The organism is Streptomyces sp. SP18CS02, from assembly GCF_036322365.1.
Lineage (GTDB): Bacteria > Actinomycetota > Actinomycetes > Streptomycetales > Streptomycetaceae > Streptomyces.
Window position 1 is genome coordinate 46,852 of the sequence record NZ_JAQYXC010000280.1, and the last position, 20,604, is coordinate 67,455.

The window sequence follows — 20,604 nt, forward strand, 5'->3', positions numbered from 1 at the left end:
CGCTACGAGTGAGGCGCGCTGATAGTCATGGCATATGACGACGGAACTCCGGGTGCTTCGCCCGGGCGAATGGGACCACTGGTTCGCGCAGTTGGAGCTCGCGTTCGGCGGCGTCCCCGAGGGCCCCGAGGAGCGCGAGCTGTGGGACTCCCTCACCGAGTACGAGCGCTCGATCGGCGTCTGGGACGGGGACGCCTGCGTGGGCACGGCCGGGGCGTTCACGTTCCGGCTGTCGGTGCCGGGCGGCTCCTCGGTGCCGACGGCGGGCGTGACCATGGTCAGCGTGGCGTCGACGCACCGGCGCCGCGGCATCCTCACCTCCATGATGCGGCGCCAGCTCGACGACATCCGCGCGGGGGGCGAGCCGCTCGCCGTTCTCACGGCGTCCGAACCGGACATCTACGGGCGGTTCGGATACGGCATCGCGACGCAGCAGCTGCGCGCGGAGATCGATACGACGCGCGTGCGACTGTCCGTCCCGGAGGGGACGGATGACGTAGCGCTGCGGCTCGCCCGTCCCGTGGACGTGATCGAGAGGTGCGAGGCGGTGTACGCGCGGCTGGTCCCGGGGCGCCCCGGGATGCTCGAACGCCGGCCCGGCTGGGAGCGCCTGCCGGTGCTCGACCCTCCCGGCGCCCGCGACGGCGGGTCGCCGCTGCAGTGCGTGCTCGCCGAGCGGGACGGCGAAACCGTCGGGTTCGCGCTCTACACGACCAAGCCGGAGTGGGAGGTCACGGGCCCCCGGGGGACCGTCGTCCTCCAGCACCTGGGCGCCCTGGACCCGGCGGCCTACGCCGCGTTGTGGCGATACCTCCTCGACATCGACCTGATGTCCACGCTCACGGTGCGCAACCGCCCGGTGGACGACGCCTGGCAGCACCTGGTCTCCGACATCCGCCGGTGCCAGGTGCGGGTGCACGACTCCCTGCATCTGCGGCTGGTCGAACTGGGCGCGGCCCTGGAGGCGCGCACCTATCGGACGCCGGTCGATGTGGTCCTGGACGTCGAGGACGCCTTCTGCCCCTGGAACACGGGCCGCTGGCGGCTGACCGGAGACGGCAAGGGCGCGTCCTGCGCGCGTACGGACGACCCGGCGGAACTGGCGCTGTCCGTGCGGGATCTGGGCGCGGCCTATCTGGGCGGCGTCTCGCTGGAGTCGCTGGCGGCGGCGGGCCGGGTGCGGGAGCTGCGGGAGGGAGCGCTGGCGGAGGCGTCCACGGCCTTCGGGTCGACGGTCGCGCCGTGGCTGCCGCACGGCTTCTAGAGGTGTCTTGACGATCGGGACGCCTTGACGATCAGGACGCCTTCCGGGCCGGCCCCGTCCGCTGCCCGGGCGCCGGCGGGCCCCCGGGGCGGGGCGTCAGGCCCGCTGGCAGCCGGGGCACCAGAAGAGGTTGCGGGCGGCGAGACCGGCGGTGCGGATCTCTCCGCCGCAGACCAGGCAGGGCAGATGGGCCCGGCGGTAGACGTAGACCTCGCCGCCGTGGTCGTCGACGCGCGGCGGGCGGCCCATCGCCTCGGGGGTGTGCTCGGGGCGGACGGTGTCGATGCGGTTGTTGCGCACGCCCTCGCGCATCAGCACCACGAGGTCCGCCCAGATCGCGGTCCACTCGGCCTCGGAGATGTCCTTGCCGGGCCGGTAGGGGTCGATGCCGTGCCGGAAGAGGACCTCGGCCCGGTAGACGTTGCCGACGCCCGCGATGACCTTCTGGTCCATGAGCAGGGCGGCGATGGTGGTCCTCGAGCGGGAGATCCGGCGCCACGCCTTCTCCCCGTCGTGGTGCCGGGGGTGCCGGGGGTCGGCCCGCAGCGGGTCGGGCCCCAGCCGGTCGTGCACCGCCTGCTTCTCGGGCTCGGTGATCAGGGCGCAGGTGGTGGGCCCTCGCAGGTCGGCGTAGTGCTCACCGTTGACCAGGCGCAGCCGTACGGTCTCGGTGGGAGGCGGGGCCGGTGTCGTACCGAAGCCGAGCTTGCCGAAGAGGCCGAGGTGGATGTGGACCCAGCCCCCGGCGGCGGGGAAGCCCAGGAAGAGGTGCTTGCCGTGGGCGTCCGCCGTGTCGAGCACCTGGCCGTCGAGGAGCGCGGCGCTGCCGGAGAACTTGCCCTGCGGGCTGCTGACCCGGACGCCGCGGCCGCCGAAGCGGGCGATGTGGTCCTCGGCGAGACGGTGGATCGTATGCCCTTCGGGCACGGCGGGCTCTCCTGATGTGTCGCTGATGTCCTGCTGGGCGGCGTGCCGGGGCATGCCGAAGGTCCCCCGGACGGGATCCGGGAGACCCTGCGGCACGAAGGACGGGCGCTCAGCCCTGCTGCGGGTGGTGGGCCGGGATCGGGGGAAGCTCGCCCGTGGCCTCGTACCCCGCGAGCATCTCGATGCGGCGGGTGTGACGCTCCTCACCCGAGTACGGGGTGCCGAGGAAGATCTCCACGAACTTCGTGGATTCCTCCAGGGAGTGCATACGGCCGCCGATGGCGATCACGTTGGCGTCGTTGTGCTCGCGGCCCAGGGCGGCCGTCTGCTCGCTCCAGGCCAGGGCCGCCCGGACGCCCTTGACCTTGTTCGCGGCGATCTGCTCGCCGTTGCCCGAGCCACCGATGACGATGCCGAGGCTGCCCGGGTCGGCGACCGTCCGCTCCGCCGCACGCAGGCAGAACGGCGGGTAGTCGTCCTGGGCGTCGTAGATGTGGGGACCACAGTCGACGGGCTCGTGGCCATGTGCCTTGAGCCACTCGACGAGGTGGTTCTTGAGTTCGTATCCGGCATGATCCGAGCCGAGGTACACGCGCATGCACCCGAGTGTGGCACGCGGGCGAGGGGGTAGCGGTCAGCGGGGTCGGGGCCGCCCGGCCCGGAAGGTGTTCGCATCACGATCCGGAATCGGGTCTTTCGGCCTGTCCGGGTCTCGGGTTTGAATGCACGGGCTCGTCACCCGAGTGCCCCACAGACGTAAGGAATCGTCCATGACCACGCAGTCGACCCTGCCGAAGGAAGGCGGGGAGACCGGAGAACCCGGTATTCCGCAGTCCTCCGACGGTCTCAAGGCCGGGCTGAAGAACCGCCACCTGTCCATGATCGCCATCGGCGGTGTGATCGGCGCCGGCCTGTTCGTCGGGTCCAGTGCCGGTATCGCCGCCGCCGGGCCGGCCATTCTGCTCTCGTACGTCCTCGTCGGCGCGATGGTCGTGTTCGTGATGCGCATGCTCGGCGAGATGGCTGCCGCGCGGCCGACCTCCGGGTCCTTCTCCGAGTACGCCGACCGCGCGCTGGGCCGCTGGGCCGGCTTCTCGATCGGCTGGCTCTACTGGTTCTTCTGGGTCGTCGTGCTCGCCGTCGAGGCGACCGCGGGCGCCGACATCCTGGAGAGCTGGATCCCCGCGGTGCCGCAGTGGGCGTGGGCGCTGATCGTGATGGTCGTGCTGACCGCGACGAACCTGGCGTCGGTGTCGTCGTACGGCGAGTTCGAGTTCTGGTTCGCCGGCATCAAGGTGGTCGCGATCGGCGCGTTCGTGATCATCGGTCTGCTCGCCGTCTTCGGCGTGCTGCCGGGCTCCGACAACCCGGGCTCCGGGTTCGCGCACCTCACCGACTCGGGCGGCTTCTTCCCGATGGGCGCGGGAGCCATTCTCACCGGTGTGCTGATGGTCGTCTTCTCCTTCATGGGCAGTGAGATCGTCACGCTGGCCGCGGGCGAGTCCGAGGACCCGCAGCGGGCCGTCACCAAGGCCACGAACAGCGTGATCTGGCGTATCGCCGTCTTCTACCTCGGCTCGATCTTCGTCGTCCTGACGCTGCTGCCGTGGGACTCCGACGCGATCAAGAACGACGGTTCGTACGTCGCCGCCCTGAACTCGATCGGTATCCCCAACGCGGGCACGATCATGGAGGTCATCGTCCTGACCGCCGTGCTGTCGTGTCTCAACTCGGGCCTCTACACGGCCTCCCGGATGGCCTTCTCGCTCGGCCAGCGCGGTGACGCCCCCAAGTCGTTCGCGCGGACGAACGCGCGCGGCGTGCCCGTGGCGGCCATCCTGGCCTCGGTGCTCTTCGGCTTCGTGGCGGTCTTCTTCAACTACAAGTGGCCCGACACGGTCTTCGCCTTCCTGCTGAACTCCTCGGGCGCGGTGGCGCTCTTCGTGTGGCTGGTCATCTGTCTGACGCAGCTGCGGATGCGCGGCATCATCCTGCGCGAGACGCCGGACAAGCTCGTCGTGAAGATGTGGCTCTTCCCGTACCTGACCTGGGCGACGATCGCGATGATCACGTTCGTGCTCGGCTACATGCTGTACAAGGGCGGGGACCCGCGTGAGCAGGTGCTGCTGTCCATGCTGGTGGCGGCCGTGGTGATCGTGATCGCGGTGGTGCGCGACCGGACGCGCGCGAAGGCCGGCGGCCTGAAGGACTCGGTCTCCGGGTCGTAACCGCCGCCCCGCCCGGCCCCCGGTCCGGAAAGGAGATCGCCGCCCCGTGCCCTGCGCGCGGGGCGGCGATCTCCTTCTCGTGTCCGGGGTGCCGCAGTGCCGGTATCCCGTGTCCGGGGTGCCGCAGTGCCCGGATCTCGCGCGTCCCGCGAAAACCTGACGGCGGGTGTCAGGTATCGGCGACAGGCTTCCCCCACACGGAGGAACGAGCGGGGAGCCCTGCATGACGCACGACACGACCCACGGCACGACCCACGACGCCGGCCACGGCACGACGGCCCACGGCACGGACCGCCCGGTCCGCGACACGACGCGCGAGACCCCCTCGGGGCCGGACGCCGCCGTCGTCCTGCGTCCCGCGGACGCCGGATACGACGAGGAGGTGGCCGGCTTCCAGACCGGTTTCAGGTTCCGGCCCGCTCTGGTCGTCGGGGCCGCCCACACCGACGAGGTGCGCTCCGCGGTCCGGTACGCCGCCGGGCGCGGTCTGCCCCTCGCGGTGCAGGCCACCGGGCACGGGCTGCCCGGCGCGTCCGAGGGCGGCGTCCTCGTCACCACCCGCCGCATGGACGGGGTGCGCGTCGACCCGGCCGCGCGGACCGCCCGGATCGAGGCCGGGGTCCGCTGGAGCCGGGTCGCCGAGGCGGCGGCGCCGCACGGGCTGGCCCCGCTGAACGGTTCCGCGCCCGATGTCGGCGCGGTCGGGTACACCCTGGGCGGCGGTCTGGGACTGCTGGCGCGGCAGTTCGGCTACACCGCCGACCATGTGCGCGCCCTGGAGGTCGTCACCGCCGACGGCGAACTGCGGACGACGAGCGCGCGCAGCGAGCCCGAGCTCCACTGGGCCCTGCTCGGGGGCGGGCACCGCCTGGGGGTGGTCACCGCCATGGAGGTGGGCCTGGTGCCGGTCACCCGGCTCTACGGCGGTTCGCTGATGTTCGCCGACGACCGGGTCGACGAGGCGGTGCGGACGTATCTGGAGTGGACGCGGACCGTGCCGGAGGAGCTGACGTCGTCGATCGGCGTCATGGTCTGCCCGGACCTGCCGTTCCTCCCCGCGCAGCTGCGCGGACGCTACACGGCGTCGATCCGCGTCGCGTACAGCGGAAGCGCCGAGGAGGGCGAACGGCTTGTGGCGCCCCTGCGGGCGATCGGCCCGGCGGTGGCGGACTCGATGCGGGAGATGGCGTACGGCGAGTCGCCGACGATCCACAACGACCCGGAGCGGCCCCACGCCTACTACGGCGACAGTCTGATGATGCGGGACCTGGACGCGGGGTCGGCGCGGACGCTGCTGGCCCTGACCGGCCCGCGGTCGCCGGTGTGGACGGTGACCCAGATCAACCACCTGGGCGGGGCGCTCGCCCGGCGCCACCCCAACGCGGTCCCGCACCGTGACGCCCGGTTCCTGGTGCGGGTGCTGTCGGGGCTGGACGGCACCGCCGTGGAGGCGGTGCGCGCCCGGTACGAGGAGGTGTTCGCGGCGCTCGGGCCGTCGGCCGTGGGGCGCTCGCTCAACTTCACCTTCGCGGCCGGGGACCGTACGCGGGGGCTGTACGACCCGGAGACGGAGAAGAGGCTCGCCGTGGTCAAGGAGCGGTACGACCCGGCGAACCTCTTCAGGAGGAGCTGACGGCGGCTCAGTGAGCCACCCGGTCAGCCCTTGCGGCCGATGAGCTTCCACGCGGTGGGCAGGGCGCCCATCGCGAGGGCGGCCTTGAGGGCGTCGCCGATCAGGAAGGGCGTCAGACCCGCGGCGATCGCCTGCGTCAGCGTCATCCCGGTGGCGAGGGCCAGGTAGGGGACGCCGACCGCGTAGATGATCAGGGAACCGACCGCCATGGTGCCCGCCGTGCGCAGGACCGAGCGGTCGGCGCCGCGGCGCGCGAGGGCGCCCACGACGGTGGCGGCGAGCAGCATGCCGAGGATGTAGCCGAAGGACGGCATCGTGTAGCCGGAGTTGGCCTCGGCGAACCACGGCACGCCGGCCATGCCGACCACCGCGTACAGCGCGAGGGAGAGGAAGCCGCGGCGGGCGCCGAGCGCGGTGCCGACGAGGAGGGCCGCGAAGGTCTGGCCGGAGACCGGGACGGGCGAGCCCGGCACCGGCAGGGCTATCTGGGCGGCGATACCGGTGAGCGCGGCGCCGCCGACGACGAGCGCGATGTCGCGGGTGCGGCTGGCGGGCAGCAGGTCGGCGAGGACCGCTCCGGTACGGATGGGGGCGGCAGCAGTGCTCATCGGTTCTCCGCGGGGTGAGGGCAGTTGGGAACAGGCCGACCGTAGCCCACGAGTGAACGCTCGATCACCGTCAGCCGATGACAAAGCGACGGTCAGGCACTTGGTGGAGTTCAGACAAAGCCCGCCCGGTAAGCGTCATGGGACGTGACCCTCGTCACGAGCCAGACCGGGTGGACGGCCCCTTTTGCGCCAGGGGGCCTTCTGCGGAGAGACTGTGGGGTCCTTCCAAACCCCGGAGACCCCCGGAGAGCACGAGCGCCATGCACGACGCCCCGCCCACGCCGTCGGCCCCGGAGTCCGAGCCCCTGTCCCACGGACTGAAGCAGCGCCATCTGACGATGCTCGGCCTGGGCGGGGTGATCGGCGCCGGGCTGTTCGTCGGCTCGGGCGCCGGCATCGCGGTCGCCGGGCCCGGCATCGTCCTGTCGTACCTGATCGCGGGCACCCTCGCGATGCTGATCATGCGGATGCTCGGCGAGATGTCGTCGGCCATGCCGGCCTCGGGGGCCTTCTCGGTGCACGCGGAGCGCGCCCTGGGCCGCTGGGCGGGGTTGTCCGTGGGCTGGCTCTACTGGTTCCTGCTGGTGGTCGTGCTCGCGGTGGAGGCGACCGGCGCGGCGGGGATCGCCGCGGGCTGGGTGCCGGCCGTCCCGCAGTGGGCCTGGGTGCTGATCTTCATGGTGGTCTTCACGGCCGCCAACCTGGCGGCCGTGAAGAACTTCGGCGAGTTCGAGTTCTGGTTCGCCGCGCTCAAGGTCGGCGCCATCGTCCTCTTCCTCGTCCTCGGCGTGCTGGCCGTCCTGGGCGTGCTGCCCGAGACGGACCCGGTGGGCATGGCCAACCTGACCGGGCAGGGCGGTTTCCTGCCCAACGGCTGGGACGGCGTGGTCTCCGGTGTCCTCGCGGTCGTGTTCGCCTTCGGCGGGCTGGAGGTCGTGACGATCGCGGCCGCCGAGTCCGAGGACCCGGCGCGCAACGTCGCCCGCGCGGTGCGCAGCGCGGTATGGCGCATCCTCTTCTTCTACATCGGCTCGATGCTGGTGATCGTGACGCTGCTGCCGTGGACGTCGATGGAGCCGGGGAAGAGCCCGTACGTCGCCGTGCTGGACTCCATCGGGGTTCCGGCGGCCGGCGAGATCATGAACGTCGTCATCTTCGTGGCCCTGCTGTCCGCGCTCAACGCCAATCTGTACGGCTCGTCGCGGATGGTCTTCTCCCTCGCGGAGCGGGGCGAGGCGCCCCGGGGCCTGCTGAAGGTGTCGGGCGGCGGGGTGCCGCGCCGGGCCGTGCTGGCATCGGTGGCGTTCGGCTTCGTCTCCGTCCTGCTCAATCTGAAGTGGCCGGATTCCGTCTTCCTCTACATGCTGAACGCGGTCGGCGCGGTGCTGCTGTTCGTGTGGAGCCTGATCGCCGTCTCCCAGTTGCGACTGCGCCGGCGCATCGAACGGGAGACGCCCGAGCTGCTGACCCTGCGCATGTGGGGCTTTCCCTGGCTGACCTGGACGGCACTGGCCGCGATGGGCGCCGTGCTGGTGCTGATGCTGACCGACGAGGGGTCACGGCCCCAGGTGCTGTGGTCGGCCGCGGCGACCGGGACCGTGCTCCTGGTGGCGGGGGCACGCGAACTGCGCGCCCGCCGAATGTGACGATAGTGTGTACAGATCTTCACATTGTGTGAGCACGGTGTCCGTATAGCGGTCGGTCATTCCCTGTGAGCGGTGCCCCGCAACAGACTGTGGGCCGGCCCGGACCGTGGGCCGCACCCGCACCCCGTCTCAGCTACTGAACAGGGCACGCCCATGTCCCGGACTTCCGCGCCCGCGTCGGCGGAGCCGACGAAGAACGACTCCCCTCCCGACTCCCCGCTCTCGCACGGCCTCAAGCAACGCCATCTCTCGATGATCGCCCTCGGCGGTGTCATCGGCGCCGGCCTCTTCGTGGGCTCCGGCACGGCCATCGCCGCCGCCGGCCCGGCGATCGTCCTCGCCTACGCGCTCTCCGGCGCCCTCGTCATGCTCGTGATGCGCATGCTGGGCGAGATGTCGGCGGCCAACCCGGCGTCCGGCTCCTTCTCGGTGCACGCCGAGCGGGCGCTCGGCCCCTGGGCGGGCTTCACCGCGGGCTGGTCGTTCTGGTTCCTGCTCTGCGTGGCGGTGGGTCTGGAGGGCATCGGCGCCGCGAACATCATGGTCGGCTGGTTCCCCGGCACGCCCTCATGGATCTGGGTCGCCCTGTTCATGGTGGTCTTCACGGTCACCAACCTGGCGGCGGTGAAGAACTTCGGCGAGTTCGAGTTCTGGTTCGCCGCGCTCAAGGTCGGCGCCATCGTCCTCTTCCTGGGCATCGGCGTCCTGGCGATCGCGGGTGTGCTGCCCGGCACCGACGCCCCCGGCACGGCCAACCTCACCGGCCAGGGCGGGTTCCTGCCCAACGGCTCCGAGGGCCTGATCGTCGGCCTCCTCGCCTCCGTGTTCGCGTACGGCGGCCTGGAGACGGTCACCATCGCGGCGGCCGAGTCCGAGCACCCGGTGCAGGGTGTCGCGAAGGCCGTACGGACCGCCATGTGGCGGATCGGCGTCTTCTACATCGGCTCGATGGCCGTCGTCGTCACACTGCTCCCCTGGACCGAGAAGGCCGTCGCGGAGAAGGGCCCGTACGTCGCCACGCTCGACCACCTGGGCATCCCGGCCGCCGGCGAGATCATGAACGTCGTCGTGCTGGTCGCACTGCTCTCCGCGATGAACGCCAACATCTACGGCGCCTCCCGCATGGCCAACTCCCTGGTGGCACGCCGTCAGGGCCCCAAGGCACTCGGGAGGATCTCCGGCGGGGTCCCCCGCGTCGCCGTCCTGACGTCGTCCGTCATCGGGTTCTTCTGCGTGCTGCTGAGCTACTGGCGCCCCGACGACGTCTTCGTCTGGCTGCTCAACATGATCGGCGCGATCATCCTGGTCGTCTGGATCTTCATCGCCGTCTCGCAGCTGGTGCTGCGCCGGCGCACCGAGCGCGAGACGCCCGAGAAGCTGGTCGTGAGGATGTGGGCCTTCCCGTACCTGACGTGCGTGGCGCTGGCCGGCATGGCGGCGATCTTCGTCCTGATGTTCCGCGAGGAGGGCACGCGGCACCAGCTGTACGCCACGGGCCTGCTGACCCTGGGGCTCGCGGTGATCGGGTACCTCGTACAGCGGCGCAAGGAGAAGTCCGCGGCGACTGCCGAGGTCACCCCGCAGGCCGCTCCGGCCGGAACGGCCGGCAAGGACTGACGACCGTCCTGGGCGGGCCCCCGGTGTGCGACACACCGGGGGCCCCGCCCGTCCTCCCGTACGGGCGGCTTCCGGCACGGGCGGAACCGGGTACGGGCGGGTGAAGAGCGTCCGCACAGGGCGTGAAGTGTCCGCGCCCCGGCGGCCCCCGCCGCCTACCGTCCGGGCATGAGACGACGTTCGGTACTCCTCGCGGCGGGCGCCACCGCCGCCCTGTCCGCCACCGCCACCGCTCCGGCCGGAGCGGTCGCCCGCGACGGGCGCCCCGACGACCGGCCCGCCCCGCGCGCACCGCTCGTGATCGGCCACCGCGGCGCCGCCGGCTGGCGGCCCGAACACACCGCCGCCTCCTACACGTTCGCCGTGCAGACGGGCGCCGACTGGATCGAACCGGACCTCGTCTCCACCAAGGACCACCAACTGGTGGCGCGCCACGAGAACGAGATCTCGGGCACGACCGACGTCTCCCGCCACCCGGAGTTCGCCGGCCGCCGCACCACCAGGACCGTCGACGGCCGGGCCGTCACGGGCTGGTTCACCGAGGACTTCACCCTCGCCGAACTGAAGACCCTGCGGGCGGTCGAACGCCTCCCCCTCGTACGGGACCGCAACACCGTCCACGACGGGCGCCAGCAGATCCTCACCTTCCAGGAGGTCGTCGACCTGGCGCGCCGGCTCTCGCGCGGCCACGGCCGCACGGTCAGCGTCTTCCCCGAGACCAAGCACCCGACGTACTTCCGCTCGGTCGGGCTGCCCCTGGAACCGGTCCTCGCCGACGCCGTCCGCCGCAACCGGCTCGGCGCGCACGAGTGCGTCATCCAGTCCTTCGAACCGTCCAGTCTGCTGCGGATCGCCGGCGAGCGGGTGGGCGTGCCGCTGTGGCAGGCCCTCGGCACAAGCGGCGGGCCGTACGGCCACGACCTGACGTACCGGGAAATGGCGACGCCGTCCGGGCTCCGCGCCATCGCCCGCTACGCGCGGTGGATCGGAGCCGACAAGTCGTCCCTGGTGCCGCCCTCCACACTGCTGGCGGACGCGCACGCGGCGGGCCTGAGGGTCGGCGCCCACACCTTCCGCGCCGAGAACCAGTACCTGCCGGCCGACCTGCGGCGCGGCACGGACCCGCACGCCTTCGGCGACGCCTTCACCGAGTACGCGCGCCACTACGACCGGGGCGTCGACGCGGTGGTGACCGACTTCCCCGACCTCGCGGCCACCGCCCGCGACGCGCGGCCCCAGGGCTGATCACCTTCCGACACTACTGCTGTTAGCCTGCACCTGCATAAGATGTGCAATAAGCAGTCGGAGGGCTCGGACATGGCGATCTACACACTTCCTGAACTTCCGTACGACTACGCGGAGCTCGACCCGGTCATCAATCCGCAGATCATCGAGCTGCACCACGACAAGCACCACGCCGCTTACGTCAAGGGGGCGAACGACACCCTCGAACAGCTTGAGGAAGCGCGCGACAAGGAGCAGTGGGGCTCGATCAACGGCCTGGAGAAGAACCTCGCGTTCCACCTCTCCGGCCACATCCTGCACTCGATCTACTGGCACAACATGACCGGCCGGAAGAACGGCGGCGGTGGCGAGCCGCTGGCCGCCGACGGTGTCGGAGAGCTGGCCGACGCCATCGCCGCGTCCTTCGGGTCGTTCGCCAAGTTCAGGACGCAGCTGTCCAAGGCCTCCGCGACCACCCAGGGCTCCGGCTGGGGCGTGCTCGCGTACGAGCCGGTCAGCGGCCGCCTCATCGTCGAGCAGGTCTACGACCACCAGGGCAACGTCGGCCAGGGCTCGGTGCCGATCCTGGTGTTCGACGCCTGGGAGCACGCCTTCTACCTCCAGTACAAGAACCAGAAGGTGGACTTCATCGAGGCGATGTGGCAGGTCGTCAACTGGCAGGACGTGGCCAGGCGCTACGCCGCGGCCAAGGAGCGCACGCCGCTCATCACCCCGTGACCGGGTGACGCGATGACGTCCTGCTCGTGATCGTCTTCTCAACCTTCACCGGGCAGGCGGCTGAAGGACGGCCCCCCGCGAGGACAGGACTCGCGGGGGGCCGTCTGTTCGCTCCGGCGCGCCCTGGCGCCCGCCGGTCAGCCGGTCAGCCGAAGACGGGACCCTGCGTACGGGTGCGCTTGATCTCGTAGAAGCCGGGCGTCGAGGCCACCAGCAGTGTGCCGTCCCACAGCCGGCCCGCGGCCTCGCCCTTGGGGGCCGGGGTGACGACCGGGCCGAAGAAGGCGACCTGCTCGCCGTCCGCGCCCGGGACGGCTATGACCGGTGTCCCGACGTCCTCGCCGACCTTGTCGATGGCTGCCTTGTGCGAGACGCGCAGCTCGCCGTCGTACGTGTCCTTGTCGGCGTACTCGGCGAGCTCGGCGGGCAGGCCGACGTCCTCCAGGGCGGCCACGACGGCCTCGCGGGTCAGGCCCAGTCCCTCGACGTGGAAACGGGTGCCGAGCGCGGTGTAGAGCGGGCCGACCACCTCGTCGCCGTGCAGCTGCCGGGCCGCGACGACGACCCGGACCGGGCCCCACGCCACGGTCGACATCGTCTTGGCGTACTCGGCGGGCAGCTCGTCCAGCCGGTTCTCGTTGAGGACGGCGAGGCTCATCACGTTCCACCGCACGTCGACCGGACGGACCTTCTCCACCTCCAGCATCCAGCGGGAGGTGATCCAGGCCCACGGGCACAGCGGGTCGAACCAGAAATCGGCGGTGGTCCTGCTCTCGGACATCTCTCTCCTCGGTGCCGTGCCTGCGCTTGTCTGCGGGGAACGTCACGGGCGATCGGAGGCATTCCCGGGGACCGCACGTCAGTGCGCGCCCCGTGGGAGGATCTTCGCTGACCAACGAGACACGAAGGAGTGCCCGTGCCCGGTGAGAACCTGTCCCGCGACGAGGCCCGCGAGCGGGCCGAACTGCTGTCCGTCGACGCGTACGAGGTCGCGCTCGACCTCCGGTCGGCGATCGGCGAGAGCGAGGCGGAACAGCGCACGTTCCGGTCGGTGACGACGATCCGGTTCCGCCGGACCGCGCCGGGCTCCGCCACCTTCGCCGACCTGGTCGCCCCGGCCGTGAACGCGGTCACGCTGAACGGGCGGAAGCTGGACCCGGCGGTCGTCTTCGACGGCGCGCGGATCGCGCTCGACGACCTCGCCGACGAGAACGTCCTGGTCGTGGACGCGCAGTGCGCGTACAGCCGGACCGGTGAGGGCATGCACCGGTTCGTCGACCCGGAGGACGGCGAGGTCTACCTCTACACCCAGTACGAGCCGGCGGACGCCCGGCGCGTGTTCGCCAACTTCGAGCAGCCGGACCTCAAGGCCCCGTTCCGCTTCGAGGTGACGGCACCCGAGGGCTGGACGGTGTGGAGCAACGGCGCCGAGGAGAGCCGGGAGGGCGGGGTCTGGCGGTTCGCGCCGACGGCGCCGATCTCCACGTACATCACGGCGGTCGTGGCCGGCCCCTACCACCATGTGACGGACACCTACCGGCGGGGTGACCTGGAGATCCCCCTGGGCGCCATGTGCCGCAAGGGACTGGCCAGGCACTTCGACGCGGACGACGTCTTCCTGATCACCAAGCAGGGGCTGGACTTCTTCCACGACAACTTCGACTATCCCTACCCCTTCGGGAAGTACGACCAGGCCTTCGTTCCCGAGTACAACCTCGGCGCCATGGAGAACCCGGGCATGGTGACCTTCCGCGAGGAGTACATCTACCGCGGCAAGGTGACGCAGGCGGCGTACGAGCGCCGGGCGAACGTCATCCTGCACGAGATGGCCCACATGTGGTTCGGCGACCTGGTCACCATGAAGTGGTGGGACGACCTGTGGCTGAAGGAGTCGTTCGCGGACTTCATGGGCACCTTCTCGATGGTGGAGGCGACCCGGTTCACCAACGGCTGGGTGACCTTCGCCAACAACCGCAAGGCGTGGGCGTACCGGGCGGACCAGCTGCCGTCGACGCATCCGGTCACGGCCGACATCCGCGATCTGGAGGACGCCAAACTCAACTTCGACGGCATCACGTACGCCAAGGGCGCGGCGGTGCTGAAGCAGCTGGTCGCGTACGCGGGCCGGGAGGCGTTCCTGGAGGGCGCCCGGCGCTACTTCAAGCGGCACGCGTACGGCAACACGACCCTGGCCGACCTGCTGTCCGTGCTGGAGGAGACGTCCGGCCGGGACATGAGGTCCTGGTCGCGCTCCTGGCTGGAGACCTCGGGGGTCAACTCCCTGACGCCGGTGGTGACCTACGACGCGGGTGACCGGATCACCGAGCTGGCCGTGCTCCAGGACGGCGGGGAGCCGCGCCCGCACCGGGCCGCGGTCGGGCTGTACCGCCTGGAGGCCGGCGAGCTGGTGCGCTACGCCCGCGCGGAGGTCGACATCACCGGTACGCGCACGGTGGTGACGGAGCTGGTGGGCGCGGAGCGGCCGGCGCTGGTACTCGTCAACGACGACGACCTGACGTACGGCAAGGTCCGTTTCGACGAGGGTTCGCTGCGGACGCTGCGGACGCACCTGGGCGATGTCACCGACCCGCTGGCGCGCGCGCTGTGCTGGTCGGCGCTGTGGAACCTGACCCGTGACGCGCTGATGCCGGCGCGGGACTTCGTGTCGCTGGTGCTGGACTTCGCGGGCCGGGAGTCCGACATCGGGGTCCTTCAGATGCTGCACGCCTGGGCGCGGACGGCGCTCGTGCACTACGCGGCGCCCGCGTGGCGCGAGGAGGGCGGCCGGCTGCTGGCGGGCGGGGCGCTGCGGGAGCTGCGGTTGGCGGAGCCCGGCAGCGAGCACCAGCTGACGTGGGCCCGGTTCTTCGCGGCGACGGCGGCCACCGCGGCGGACTTCCAGTTGCTGGAGGGGCTGCTGGACGGCACGGCGAAGATCGACGGCCTGGAGGTCGACCAGGAGCTGCGCTGGTCGCTGCTGGAGCCGCTGGCCGCGCACGGCCGGGCGGACGAGTCGGCGATCGAAGCGGAACTGGCCCGTGACGCCACGGCGTCGGGCAAGCGCCATCAGGTGCGCTGTCTCGCCGCCCGCCCGTCGGCGGCGGTCAAGGCGCAGGCGTGGGCGCAGGTCGTGGAGTCGGACGCGCTGTCGAACGCGCTGGTGGAGGCCACGATCGGGGGCTTCGCCCAGCCCTCGCAGCGCGAGCTGCTGGCGCCCTACGCCGCGAAGTACTTCGAGGCCATCGAGCGGGTGTGGGCGGAGCGCTCCATCCAGATCGGGATGGACGTGGTCCGGGGGATGTTCCCGAGCCTCCAGGACCACGAGGGGACGTCGGCGGCCGCGGAGGCGTGGCTCTCCGCCCACGCCTCCGCGGCGCCGGCGCTGCGCCGCCTGGTGCTGGAGGCGAGCGACGACCTGGCCCGCTCGCTGCGGGCCCAGGCCTGCGACGCGGCGGCCGGCTGAACCGTTCCGGCCGGGGGCCCGGGTTCTTCCGGGCCCCCGCCCCCCGGATCCGGGGCGGGGCCGGGATCCGGGGCGGGGCCGCGGGCCTTCCGGGGCCCCCGGCCGGATCCGGGCGCGGCGCCCCGGGGTGCCTTTCCGAAGCCCCTGATCGGCATTCGAACGCCCGTACTTTAGGACGGGGATGTCCCGGATTGTCGACGGACGTGTAACAGCGGTTAGCGGGGGTGCGGTCGGCGGGAATCCCCGGGCCATGAAGAACGACGCCCCGCTCTCCCCCCTCCCCCTCTCCCACCTCTCGCGCCTCGCCGATGTGCGCCGACGGGTGCTGTCCGCCGCGCGGTTGCGGGCGCACGGCGTGCCGGCCGCCGAGGCCGCGGCGCAGTGCCGGGCCGGCGGGCCCTGGCAGCAGTTGCTGCCGGGGGTGTACCTCCTGCATCCCGGCATGCCCACCAGCGAGGAGCGGCTGCACGCCGCGCTGCTGTACGCCGGCAGGCCGCCGGTCCAGGACGGTTCGGGGGACGGCTCGGGGCAGGGCGCGGAGGCCGGTGCGGGCGAGGGGACCGGCGGGGCCGGGTACGGCCAGGCGCTGATCACCGGGCCGGCCGCGCTGGCGCTGTACCGCTTCCCGTCGGCTCCCCCGCTGCCGTCCCTGGACCGGATCGACGTCCTGGTGCCGCGTACCCGGAGGCTGCGGTCGACCGGCTTCGTCCGGATCGTCCGCGCCACCGAGCTGCCCGCGCCCGTGGAGGTCACCGACCTGCCGGTGGCGCCGGTGGCGCGGGCCCTCGCGGACACGGTCGGCCCTCTGACGGACGCCCACGCGGTGCGCCGTCTGCTGACCGAGGCGGTACGCGGCGGCCACTGCGAGCCGGCCGCCGTGGTGCTGGAGCTGAACCGGGCCCGGCTGCTGTCCCGCCCCCATGTGGTGGACGCCGTCGACTCACTGCTCGCCGAGGGGCGGTCGCTGGCCGAGGACCGGCTGTACGAGATGGTGCGGGCGCACGGGCTGCCGGACCCGCTGTGGAACGTGGACCTGCGGGTGCCCGGCGGCCCGCACCTCGGCGGCGTGGACGCGTACTGGCCCGACCACGCCGTCGCCCTGGAGCTCGACACCCGGGCGCCCCGTCAGGACGACGACGCGATGTGGTCCGAGTACACGCGCAAGCGCGAGCAGCTGGAGCGGCTCGGCATCACGGTCGTGCACACCACGCCCCGCAAGCTGCGGGACGCCCAGGAGCAGCAGGCGGTCGTCGTCCGGACGGCGCTGATGGCCGCGGGTGACCGGCCGCCGGCCGCGTACGTGGTCGTGCAGCCCCGATGAGGGGTCAGCCGCAGAACTCGGCCTCCACGACCGCGTCGGTGTCACCCGCCCAGTCGCCGTTGACGTTCAGCGCCAGCGAATGGCGGCCGTCGCGGGTGGTCATCATGCCGGAACCGGAGCCGTGTATGCCCCCGGTGTGCCCCCACACCTCCTTGCCGCAGCTCAGCTTCTGGGACATGAGGCCCAGCCCGTAGCGGGTCGGCGAACCCTCGTCCCCCGTCGCTACGGTGTCCGTGAGCTCCTTCATCTGCCGCGGCGGCAGCAGTCTCCCCTTCATCAGCGCCTGGACGAAGCGCTGGAGGTCCGCGGAGTTCGAGATCATCTCCCCGGCCGCTCCGGCGATGGACGGGTTCAGCTCGGTGACGTCGTGGATCTTCGCCTCGGGGCCCTGCACCCCCAGCGTCGAGTACGCCCGCCCGCTCGGCGAGGGCATGCGGGCGTCCGTGCCGGGGAGGCTGGTGGCGCGCAGCTTGAGCGGCTTGAGGATGCGGCGCTCGACCTCCTTGGCGTAGGGGCGGCCGGCGGCCTTCTCGACGACCATTCCGGCGAGGACGTAGTTGGTGTTGGAGTAGCGCCAGTCCGTGCCGGGTGCGAAGTCCGGCTCGTGGGTCATGGCCAGGGCCACCAGCTGCCCCGGCGTCCAGGTGTCGTAGCGGTGCCGGAGGAAGTCGGGGCCGAAGACCTTCTTCTGGAAGCCCGGGTCGGCGGTGACGTTGTAGACGCCGCTGGTGTGGTTGAGCAGTTGGCGCAAAGTGATCTTCCGGCCGTCGTGGCCGTTCCCGCGCACGACGCCGGGCAGCCACCGCTCCACCGGGTCGTCCAGGTCCAGCCGTCCCTCGGCCTCCAGCTGCAGCAGCACCGTCGCGACGAAGGTCTTGGTGATGGATCCGACCCGGTAGCGGTCCTGCGGCAGGCGCTCGCGTCCCGTCCGGCGGTCGGCGACCCCGGCCGTACCGTTCCAGGTGCCGCGCCGGTCCTGGGTCTGGACCAGCATGCCGGGCACCCCGGCCCGGACGACCGCGTCGATCGCCTCCTGCGTCCCGCGGTGCTCCCCGCCGGCCTTTCCGTCGGCCGCCGTGGCGGGGCCGCCCGCGAACACGGTGACGGTCACCGCCGCCGCCGTCACGGCCGCCGCCAGCGCCGTCCGGACCGGTCGTACCGCTTGTACGGACATCCTGAGCTCCCTCGTCGAGTGCGACGGCGTTGGCCGCTCGCGGGCCGCGGGCCGGCGCCACCGTGTGGGTGTGCGCGGTCGCCGCTCCCGCTGTGCCCGCCGTCGCTGATGGTGCGGTCGTTGTCCAGGACTCAGGTGGGGTGCGGAGCGTTGACAAGTCCGTGAAGGTTGAGCGGTTTTCAGCCGTTTCGAGGGGCACGGCCCTCGGGAGGCCGCTCGCGCCACAGCCGCAGGGCGGTGTCGACCAGCCCGATGCGCGCGAGGGAGGGCACCTCGTCGAGCGGGTGCCAGGCGGCGAGGTCGGTGGTGCCGTCGGCCTCGGGGCGCAGTTCACCGCCGGTGATCCGGCCCTCGTAGAGGATGCGCAGGCTCTGGAAGTCGGTGGTGGCGCCGAACCTCCCGGGAAGGCGGAGCCGTTTCGTGTCGAGGCCGAGGAGGGCGGTCACCACGGCGGTGTAGCCGGTCTCCTCCTCCACCTCGCGCACGACGGTGTCGAACGGGTCCTCCCCGTGGTCCATGCCGCCGCCGGGCAGGGTCCACTCCTTGGAGCCGTCGGCCGCGGTGCCCCGGGCCAGCAGGATCCGGCCGTCCCGGACGCACACGGCATAGGCCGCGACCCTCAACCTTCTGTTCATACAAGGAGGTTAATCCGGGTTGGCCGGTGAGTACTCGGGTGCGGACCAACGCAGCGGACCGGCCCCCTCGCGCTCCACGACCCGGTCGACCGTGAAGTGGACCGTCCTGCCCTCGCCGGAGTACTCGGCGCGGGCGGTACCGCTGAGCTGGAGCGTGGCGCCGGTGCTCCAGTCGAGGAAGAGCAGCCCGGCACGGGCATCGGTCTCCAGGTTGCCGAGGGTCAGGAACATCGCGTTGCCCGGGTAGTCGGACCAGTGCAGCCCGGTGGGCGAAGTGACGCGTACGAAGCCGGGGTTGCCGCCGCGGTGGCTGGCGTCGGCGCCGTCCGGGCCGACGGTGGCGATGAAGAAGGTGTCGGCGGCGCCGACGAACCGGGCCTGGCCGGGGGTGAGCCGGCCGCCGTGGCGTACGGCACCTGCCGGAGCCTCCGGGGCGGCCGCCAACAGCTCCCGTCTCTGCAGGTACTTGGGGCAGTTGGAGAACACCTCAGCCGCCTCGACGACCAGGCCCCGCCGACTCGGCCGCGCGGTGCCGTTGAGCCGCATCCGGCGACGGGTGCGCGGGTCGAGCGCGATGGTCCCGACGGGAAGGGGATCGGCCCGCGCTCCGTGCTCGTGCGCCGGACCGGCCCGCTCCGGCCCCCCGGCCCGCTCGGGACCTGCCCGCTCGGGCCCTCCGGCCCCGGCCGTCCCCGCGAGGGCCACGGCGAGCGGGTCGCCGTCCGCCACGCCGCCGGCCACCGAGACCGTGTGCGGCCCGGTGGCCCGTACGAAGCCGGGCGCCCCGGTGAGCAGGGAGCTCCAGACCCGGCCGTCGGGGTCCGCCGCACCGATCACCAGCATGGGCTGGAGCTCCAGGAACGCGGCGGCGACCGGCCGGATGCCGGCGCCGATGGACCGGCCGACGTGGTCGGCGGGCCCACGGACGCCGACCCGGCGCTGCACGGCCAGTGATCCTTCGTGGTACGGACCGTTCATGGGCGCCGCCCTCCTAGAAGAAGCCGCAGGTGGGCGCGGACTCGACGGGTGCGGACGCCTCTTCGGCCCCGGTCGGGGCGTAGATCTCCAGGCGGGTGCCGTCGGGGTCGCGGAAGAAGATCCCGCCGGAGGCCGCGCCCTCGCGGTGGGCGACCACGCCGTCGTACGCGAACGCGGTGCCGTGCGCCTTCAGCACGGCCTCGGCCTCCCTGACCCGGTCCATGGTCCCGACCTCGAAGGCCAGGTGGTGCAGTCCGGCGACGGCCGGGTCGTAGCCGCCGTCCGCCTGCTGCCAGAGGGTGAGGACGAGCCGGCCCTCCTGGCCGAGGAAGGCGTACCGCCTGCCGTCCTCCTTGCCCTCGCCGAGCACCTCGAAGCCGAGGACGTCGCCGTAGAAGGCGAGGGACCTCCCCATGTCCGTCACGTTGAGGCCGATGTGTCCGGTGCGCAGCGTGCTGATCGCCGTCATGCCGTATCCCTCTCGTCGGAGTTCTAACCGCTGAATGCGACTTTAGGGGTTAGACATGAGGTGGTCAACCACTCACGTACGATTGAGGGGTTAGCAAGGGGGAGTGACCCGAAGGAGACCGCACGGATGACCACCCCCGGGCCCGATCCGCGTCCCCTGGTCGGCGAGCCGGTCTCCCTGGACCTGCTCAACACCCGCTGGAACATGGAGGGCGTGCGCCAGGACCTGCTCACCGATGTCCGCGGGGCGGCGATCTGGCTGGCGGGCAACGGTCTCGACGGGCGGTTCCGCGCCGACGCGCCGACCCTGGAGCACCTGGTCGCCGCCCGCGAGGCACTGGCCGCCGTCGTCGGCTCGCCCGGGGACCCCGAGGCCGCCGCCCGGCTGAACGGGGTCCTCGCCCATGGCCGCATCCGGGCCACGCTCACCCCGGAAGGCCCCGGCGAGGAGGCCGAGTTCGCCGATCCGTCCTGGGGTCCGGGCTGGACGGCCGCGCGGAACTACCTCGACCTGCTGCGGACGGCTCCCGACCGGATCCGCTCCTGCGCGCACGAGGCGTGCATCCTGCATTTCTTCGACACCTCGCGCAACGGCACCCGGCGCTGGTGCTCGATGGCGGTGTGCGGCAACCGCGCCAAGGCGTCCCGGCACTACGCCCGCGCCAAGGAAGGTTGAGCAT

18 protein-coding genes are annotated in these 20,604 nt (G+C 72.0%); 10 read left to right on the forward strand and 8 right to left on the reverse strand.

The window, feature by feature from the left end:
• Nucleotides 1–34: 34 nt before the first annotated feature.
• Entirely contained in the window at nucleotides 35–1,264 is a 1,230-nt protein-coding gene (locus PUR26_RS14420; protein ID WP_329872733.1) for a GNAT family N-acetyltransferase, read from the forward strand.
• A gap of 96 nt (nucleotides 1,265–1,360) precedes the next feature.
• Here the strand turns inward: PUR26_RS14420 and PUR26_RS14425 are convergent, their stop codons facing one another.
• Nucleotides 1,361–2,191, reverse strand: coding sequence for an Fpg/Nei family DNA glycosylase (locus PUR26_RS14425; RefSeq protein ID WP_329872734.1), 831 nt, complete (start codon nucleotides 2,189–2,191; stop codon nucleotides 1,361–1,363).
• Between the two features lie 109 nt (nucleotides 2,192–2,300).
• Entirely contained in the window at nucleotides 2,301–2,789 is a 489-nt protein-coding gene (locus tag PUR26_RS14430; RefSeq protein WP_329872735.1) for a ribose-5-phosphate isomerase, read from the reverse strand.
• Between the two features lie 172 nt (nucleotides 2,790–2,961).
• Between PUR26_RS14430 and PUR26_RS14435 the strand changes: the two genes are divergently transcribed.
• Both PUR26_RS14435 and PUR26_RS14440 read left to right on the forward strand, forming a co-directional pair.
• Nucleotides 2,962–4,419, forward strand: a complete 1,458-nt coding sequence (locus PUR26_RS14435) for an amino acid permease (protein WP_329872736.1) — start codon at nucleotides 2,962–2,964, stop codon at nucleotides 4,417–4,419.
• A 223-nt stretch (nucleotides 4,420–4,642) separates the two neighbouring features.
• Nucleotides 4,643–6,052 (forward strand): FAD-binding oxidoreductase, encoded by a 1,410-nt coding sequence (locus tag PUR26_RS14440; RefSeq protein ID WP_329872737.1) that lies wholly within the window; start codon nucleotides 4,643–4,645, stop codon nucleotides 6,050–6,052.
• A 23-nt stretch (nucleotides 6,053–6,075) separates the two neighbouring features.
• Here the strand turns inward: PUR26_RS14440 and PUR26_RS14445 are convergent, their stop codons facing one another.
• Nucleotides 6,076–6,660: a biotin transporter BioY gene (locus PUR26_RS14445; protein ID WP_329872738.1), complete on the reverse strand. Its 585-nt coding sequence runs from the start codon at nucleotides 6,658–6,660 to the stop codon at nucleotides 6,076–6,078.
• Nucleotides 6,661–6,920: 260 nt separating this feature from the next.
• On the opposite strand from PUR26_RS14445, the gene PUR26_RS14450 reads away from it, so the two are divergent.
• From PUR26_RS14450 to PUR26_RS14465, 4 genes are all read left to right on the forward strand, one after another.
• Nucleotides 6,921–8,306: an amino acid permease gene (locus tag PUR26_RS14450; RefSeq protein WP_329872739.1), complete on the forward strand. Its 1,386-nt coding sequence runs from the start codon at nucleotides 6,921–6,923 to the stop codon at nucleotides 8,304–8,306.
• Nucleotides 8,307–8,459: 153 nt separating this feature from the next.
• On the forward strand, nucleotides 8,460–9,923 hold the full coding sequence (locus tag PUR26_RS14455; protein ID WP_329872740.1) for an amino acid permease: 1,464 nt from the start codon (nucleotides 8,460–8,462) through the stop codon (nucleotides 9,921–9,923).
• A 168-nt stretch (nucleotides 9,924–10,091) separates the two neighbouring features.
• The gene (locus PUR26_RS14460) at nucleotides 10,092–11,168 is read left to right on the forward strand and encodes a glycerophosphodiester phosphodiesterase family protein (RefSeq protein ID WP_329872743.1); all 1,077 of its coding nucleotides are present in this window, start codon (nucleotides 10,092–10,094) and stop codon (nucleotides 11,166–11,168) included.
• Nucleotides 11,169–11,240: 72 nt separating this feature from the next.
• On the forward strand, nucleotides 11,241–11,885 hold the full coding sequence (locus PUR26_RS14465; protein WP_329872745.1) for a superoxide dismutase: 645 nt from the start codon (nucleotides 11,241–11,243) through the stop codon (nucleotides 11,883–11,885).
• Nucleotides 11,886–12,030: 145 nt separating this feature from the next.
• Here the strand turns inward: PUR26_RS14465 and PUR26_RS14470 are convergent, their stop codons facing one another.
• Complete coding sequence (locus PUR26_RS14470; RefSeq protein ID WP_329872747.1) at nucleotides 12,031–12,666, reverse strand: mycothiol-dependent nitroreductase Rv2466c family protein; 636 nt, start codon at nucleotides 12,664–12,666, stop codon at nucleotides 12,031–12,033.
• Between the two features lie 135 nt (nucleotides 12,667–12,801).
• Between PUR26_RS14470 and pepN the strand changes: the two genes are divergently transcribed.
• Nucleotides 12,802–15,348, forward strand: coding sequence for an aminopeptidase N (pepN, locus tag PUR26_RS14475; protein WP_329872749.1), 2,547 nt, complete (start codon nucleotides 12,802–12,804; stop codon nucleotides 15,346–15,348).
• Between the two features lie 250 nt (nucleotides 15,349–15,598).
• Nucleotides 15,599–16,669 (forward strand): hypothetical protein, encoded by a 1,071-nt coding sequence (locus PUR26_RS14480; protein ID WP_329872750.1) that lies wholly within the window; start codon nucleotides 15,599–15,601, stop codon nucleotides 16,667–16,669.
• Nucleotides 16,670–16,673: 4 nt separating this feature from the next.
• Here the strand turns inward: PUR26_RS14480 and PUR26_RS14485 are convergent, their stop codons facing one another.
• The 4 genes from PUR26_RS14485 to PUR26_RS14500 all read right to left on the reverse strand — a co-directional run bounded on the left by PUR26_RS14485 (nucleotide 16,674) and on the right by PUR26_RS14500 (nucleotide 19,925).
• Complete coding sequence (locus PUR26_RS14485; RefSeq protein ID WP_329872751.1) at nucleotides 16,674–17,843, reverse strand: serine hydrolase domain-containing protein; 1,170 nt, start codon at nucleotides 17,841–17,843, stop codon at nucleotides 16,674–16,676.
• A gap of 179 nt (nucleotides 17,844–18,022) precedes the next feature.
• A complete protein-coding gene (locus PUR26_RS14490) occupies nucleotides 18,023–18,478 on the reverse strand; it encodes an NUDIX hydrolase (protein WP_329872752.1) in 456 nt (151 codons plus the stop codon).
• 9 nt (nucleotides 18,479–18,487) lie between these two features.
• Complete coding sequence (locus PUR26_RS14495) at nucleotides 18,488–19,456, reverse strand: pyridoxamine 5'-phosphate oxidase family protein (RefSeq protein WP_329872753.1); 969 nt, start codon at nucleotides 19,454–19,456, stop codon at nucleotides 18,488–18,490.
• A 13-nt stretch (nucleotides 19,457–19,469) separates the two neighbouring features.
• Nucleotides 19,470–19,925: a VOC family protein gene (locus tag PUR26_RS14500; protein WP_329872754.1), complete on the reverse strand. Its 456-nt coding sequence runs from the start codon at nucleotides 19,923–19,925 to the stop codon at nucleotides 19,470–19,472.
• Nucleotides 19,926–20,051: 126 nt separating this feature from the next.
• On the opposite strand from PUR26_RS14500, the gene PUR26_RS14505 reads away from it, so the two are divergent.
• On the forward strand, nucleotides 20,052–20,600 hold the full coding sequence (locus PUR26_RS14505; protein ID WP_329872755.1) for a CGNR zinc finger domain-containing protein: 549 nt from the start codon (nucleotides 20,052–20,054) through the stop codon (nucleotides 20,598–20,600).
• Nucleotides 20,601–20,604 lie beyond the last annotated feature (4 nt).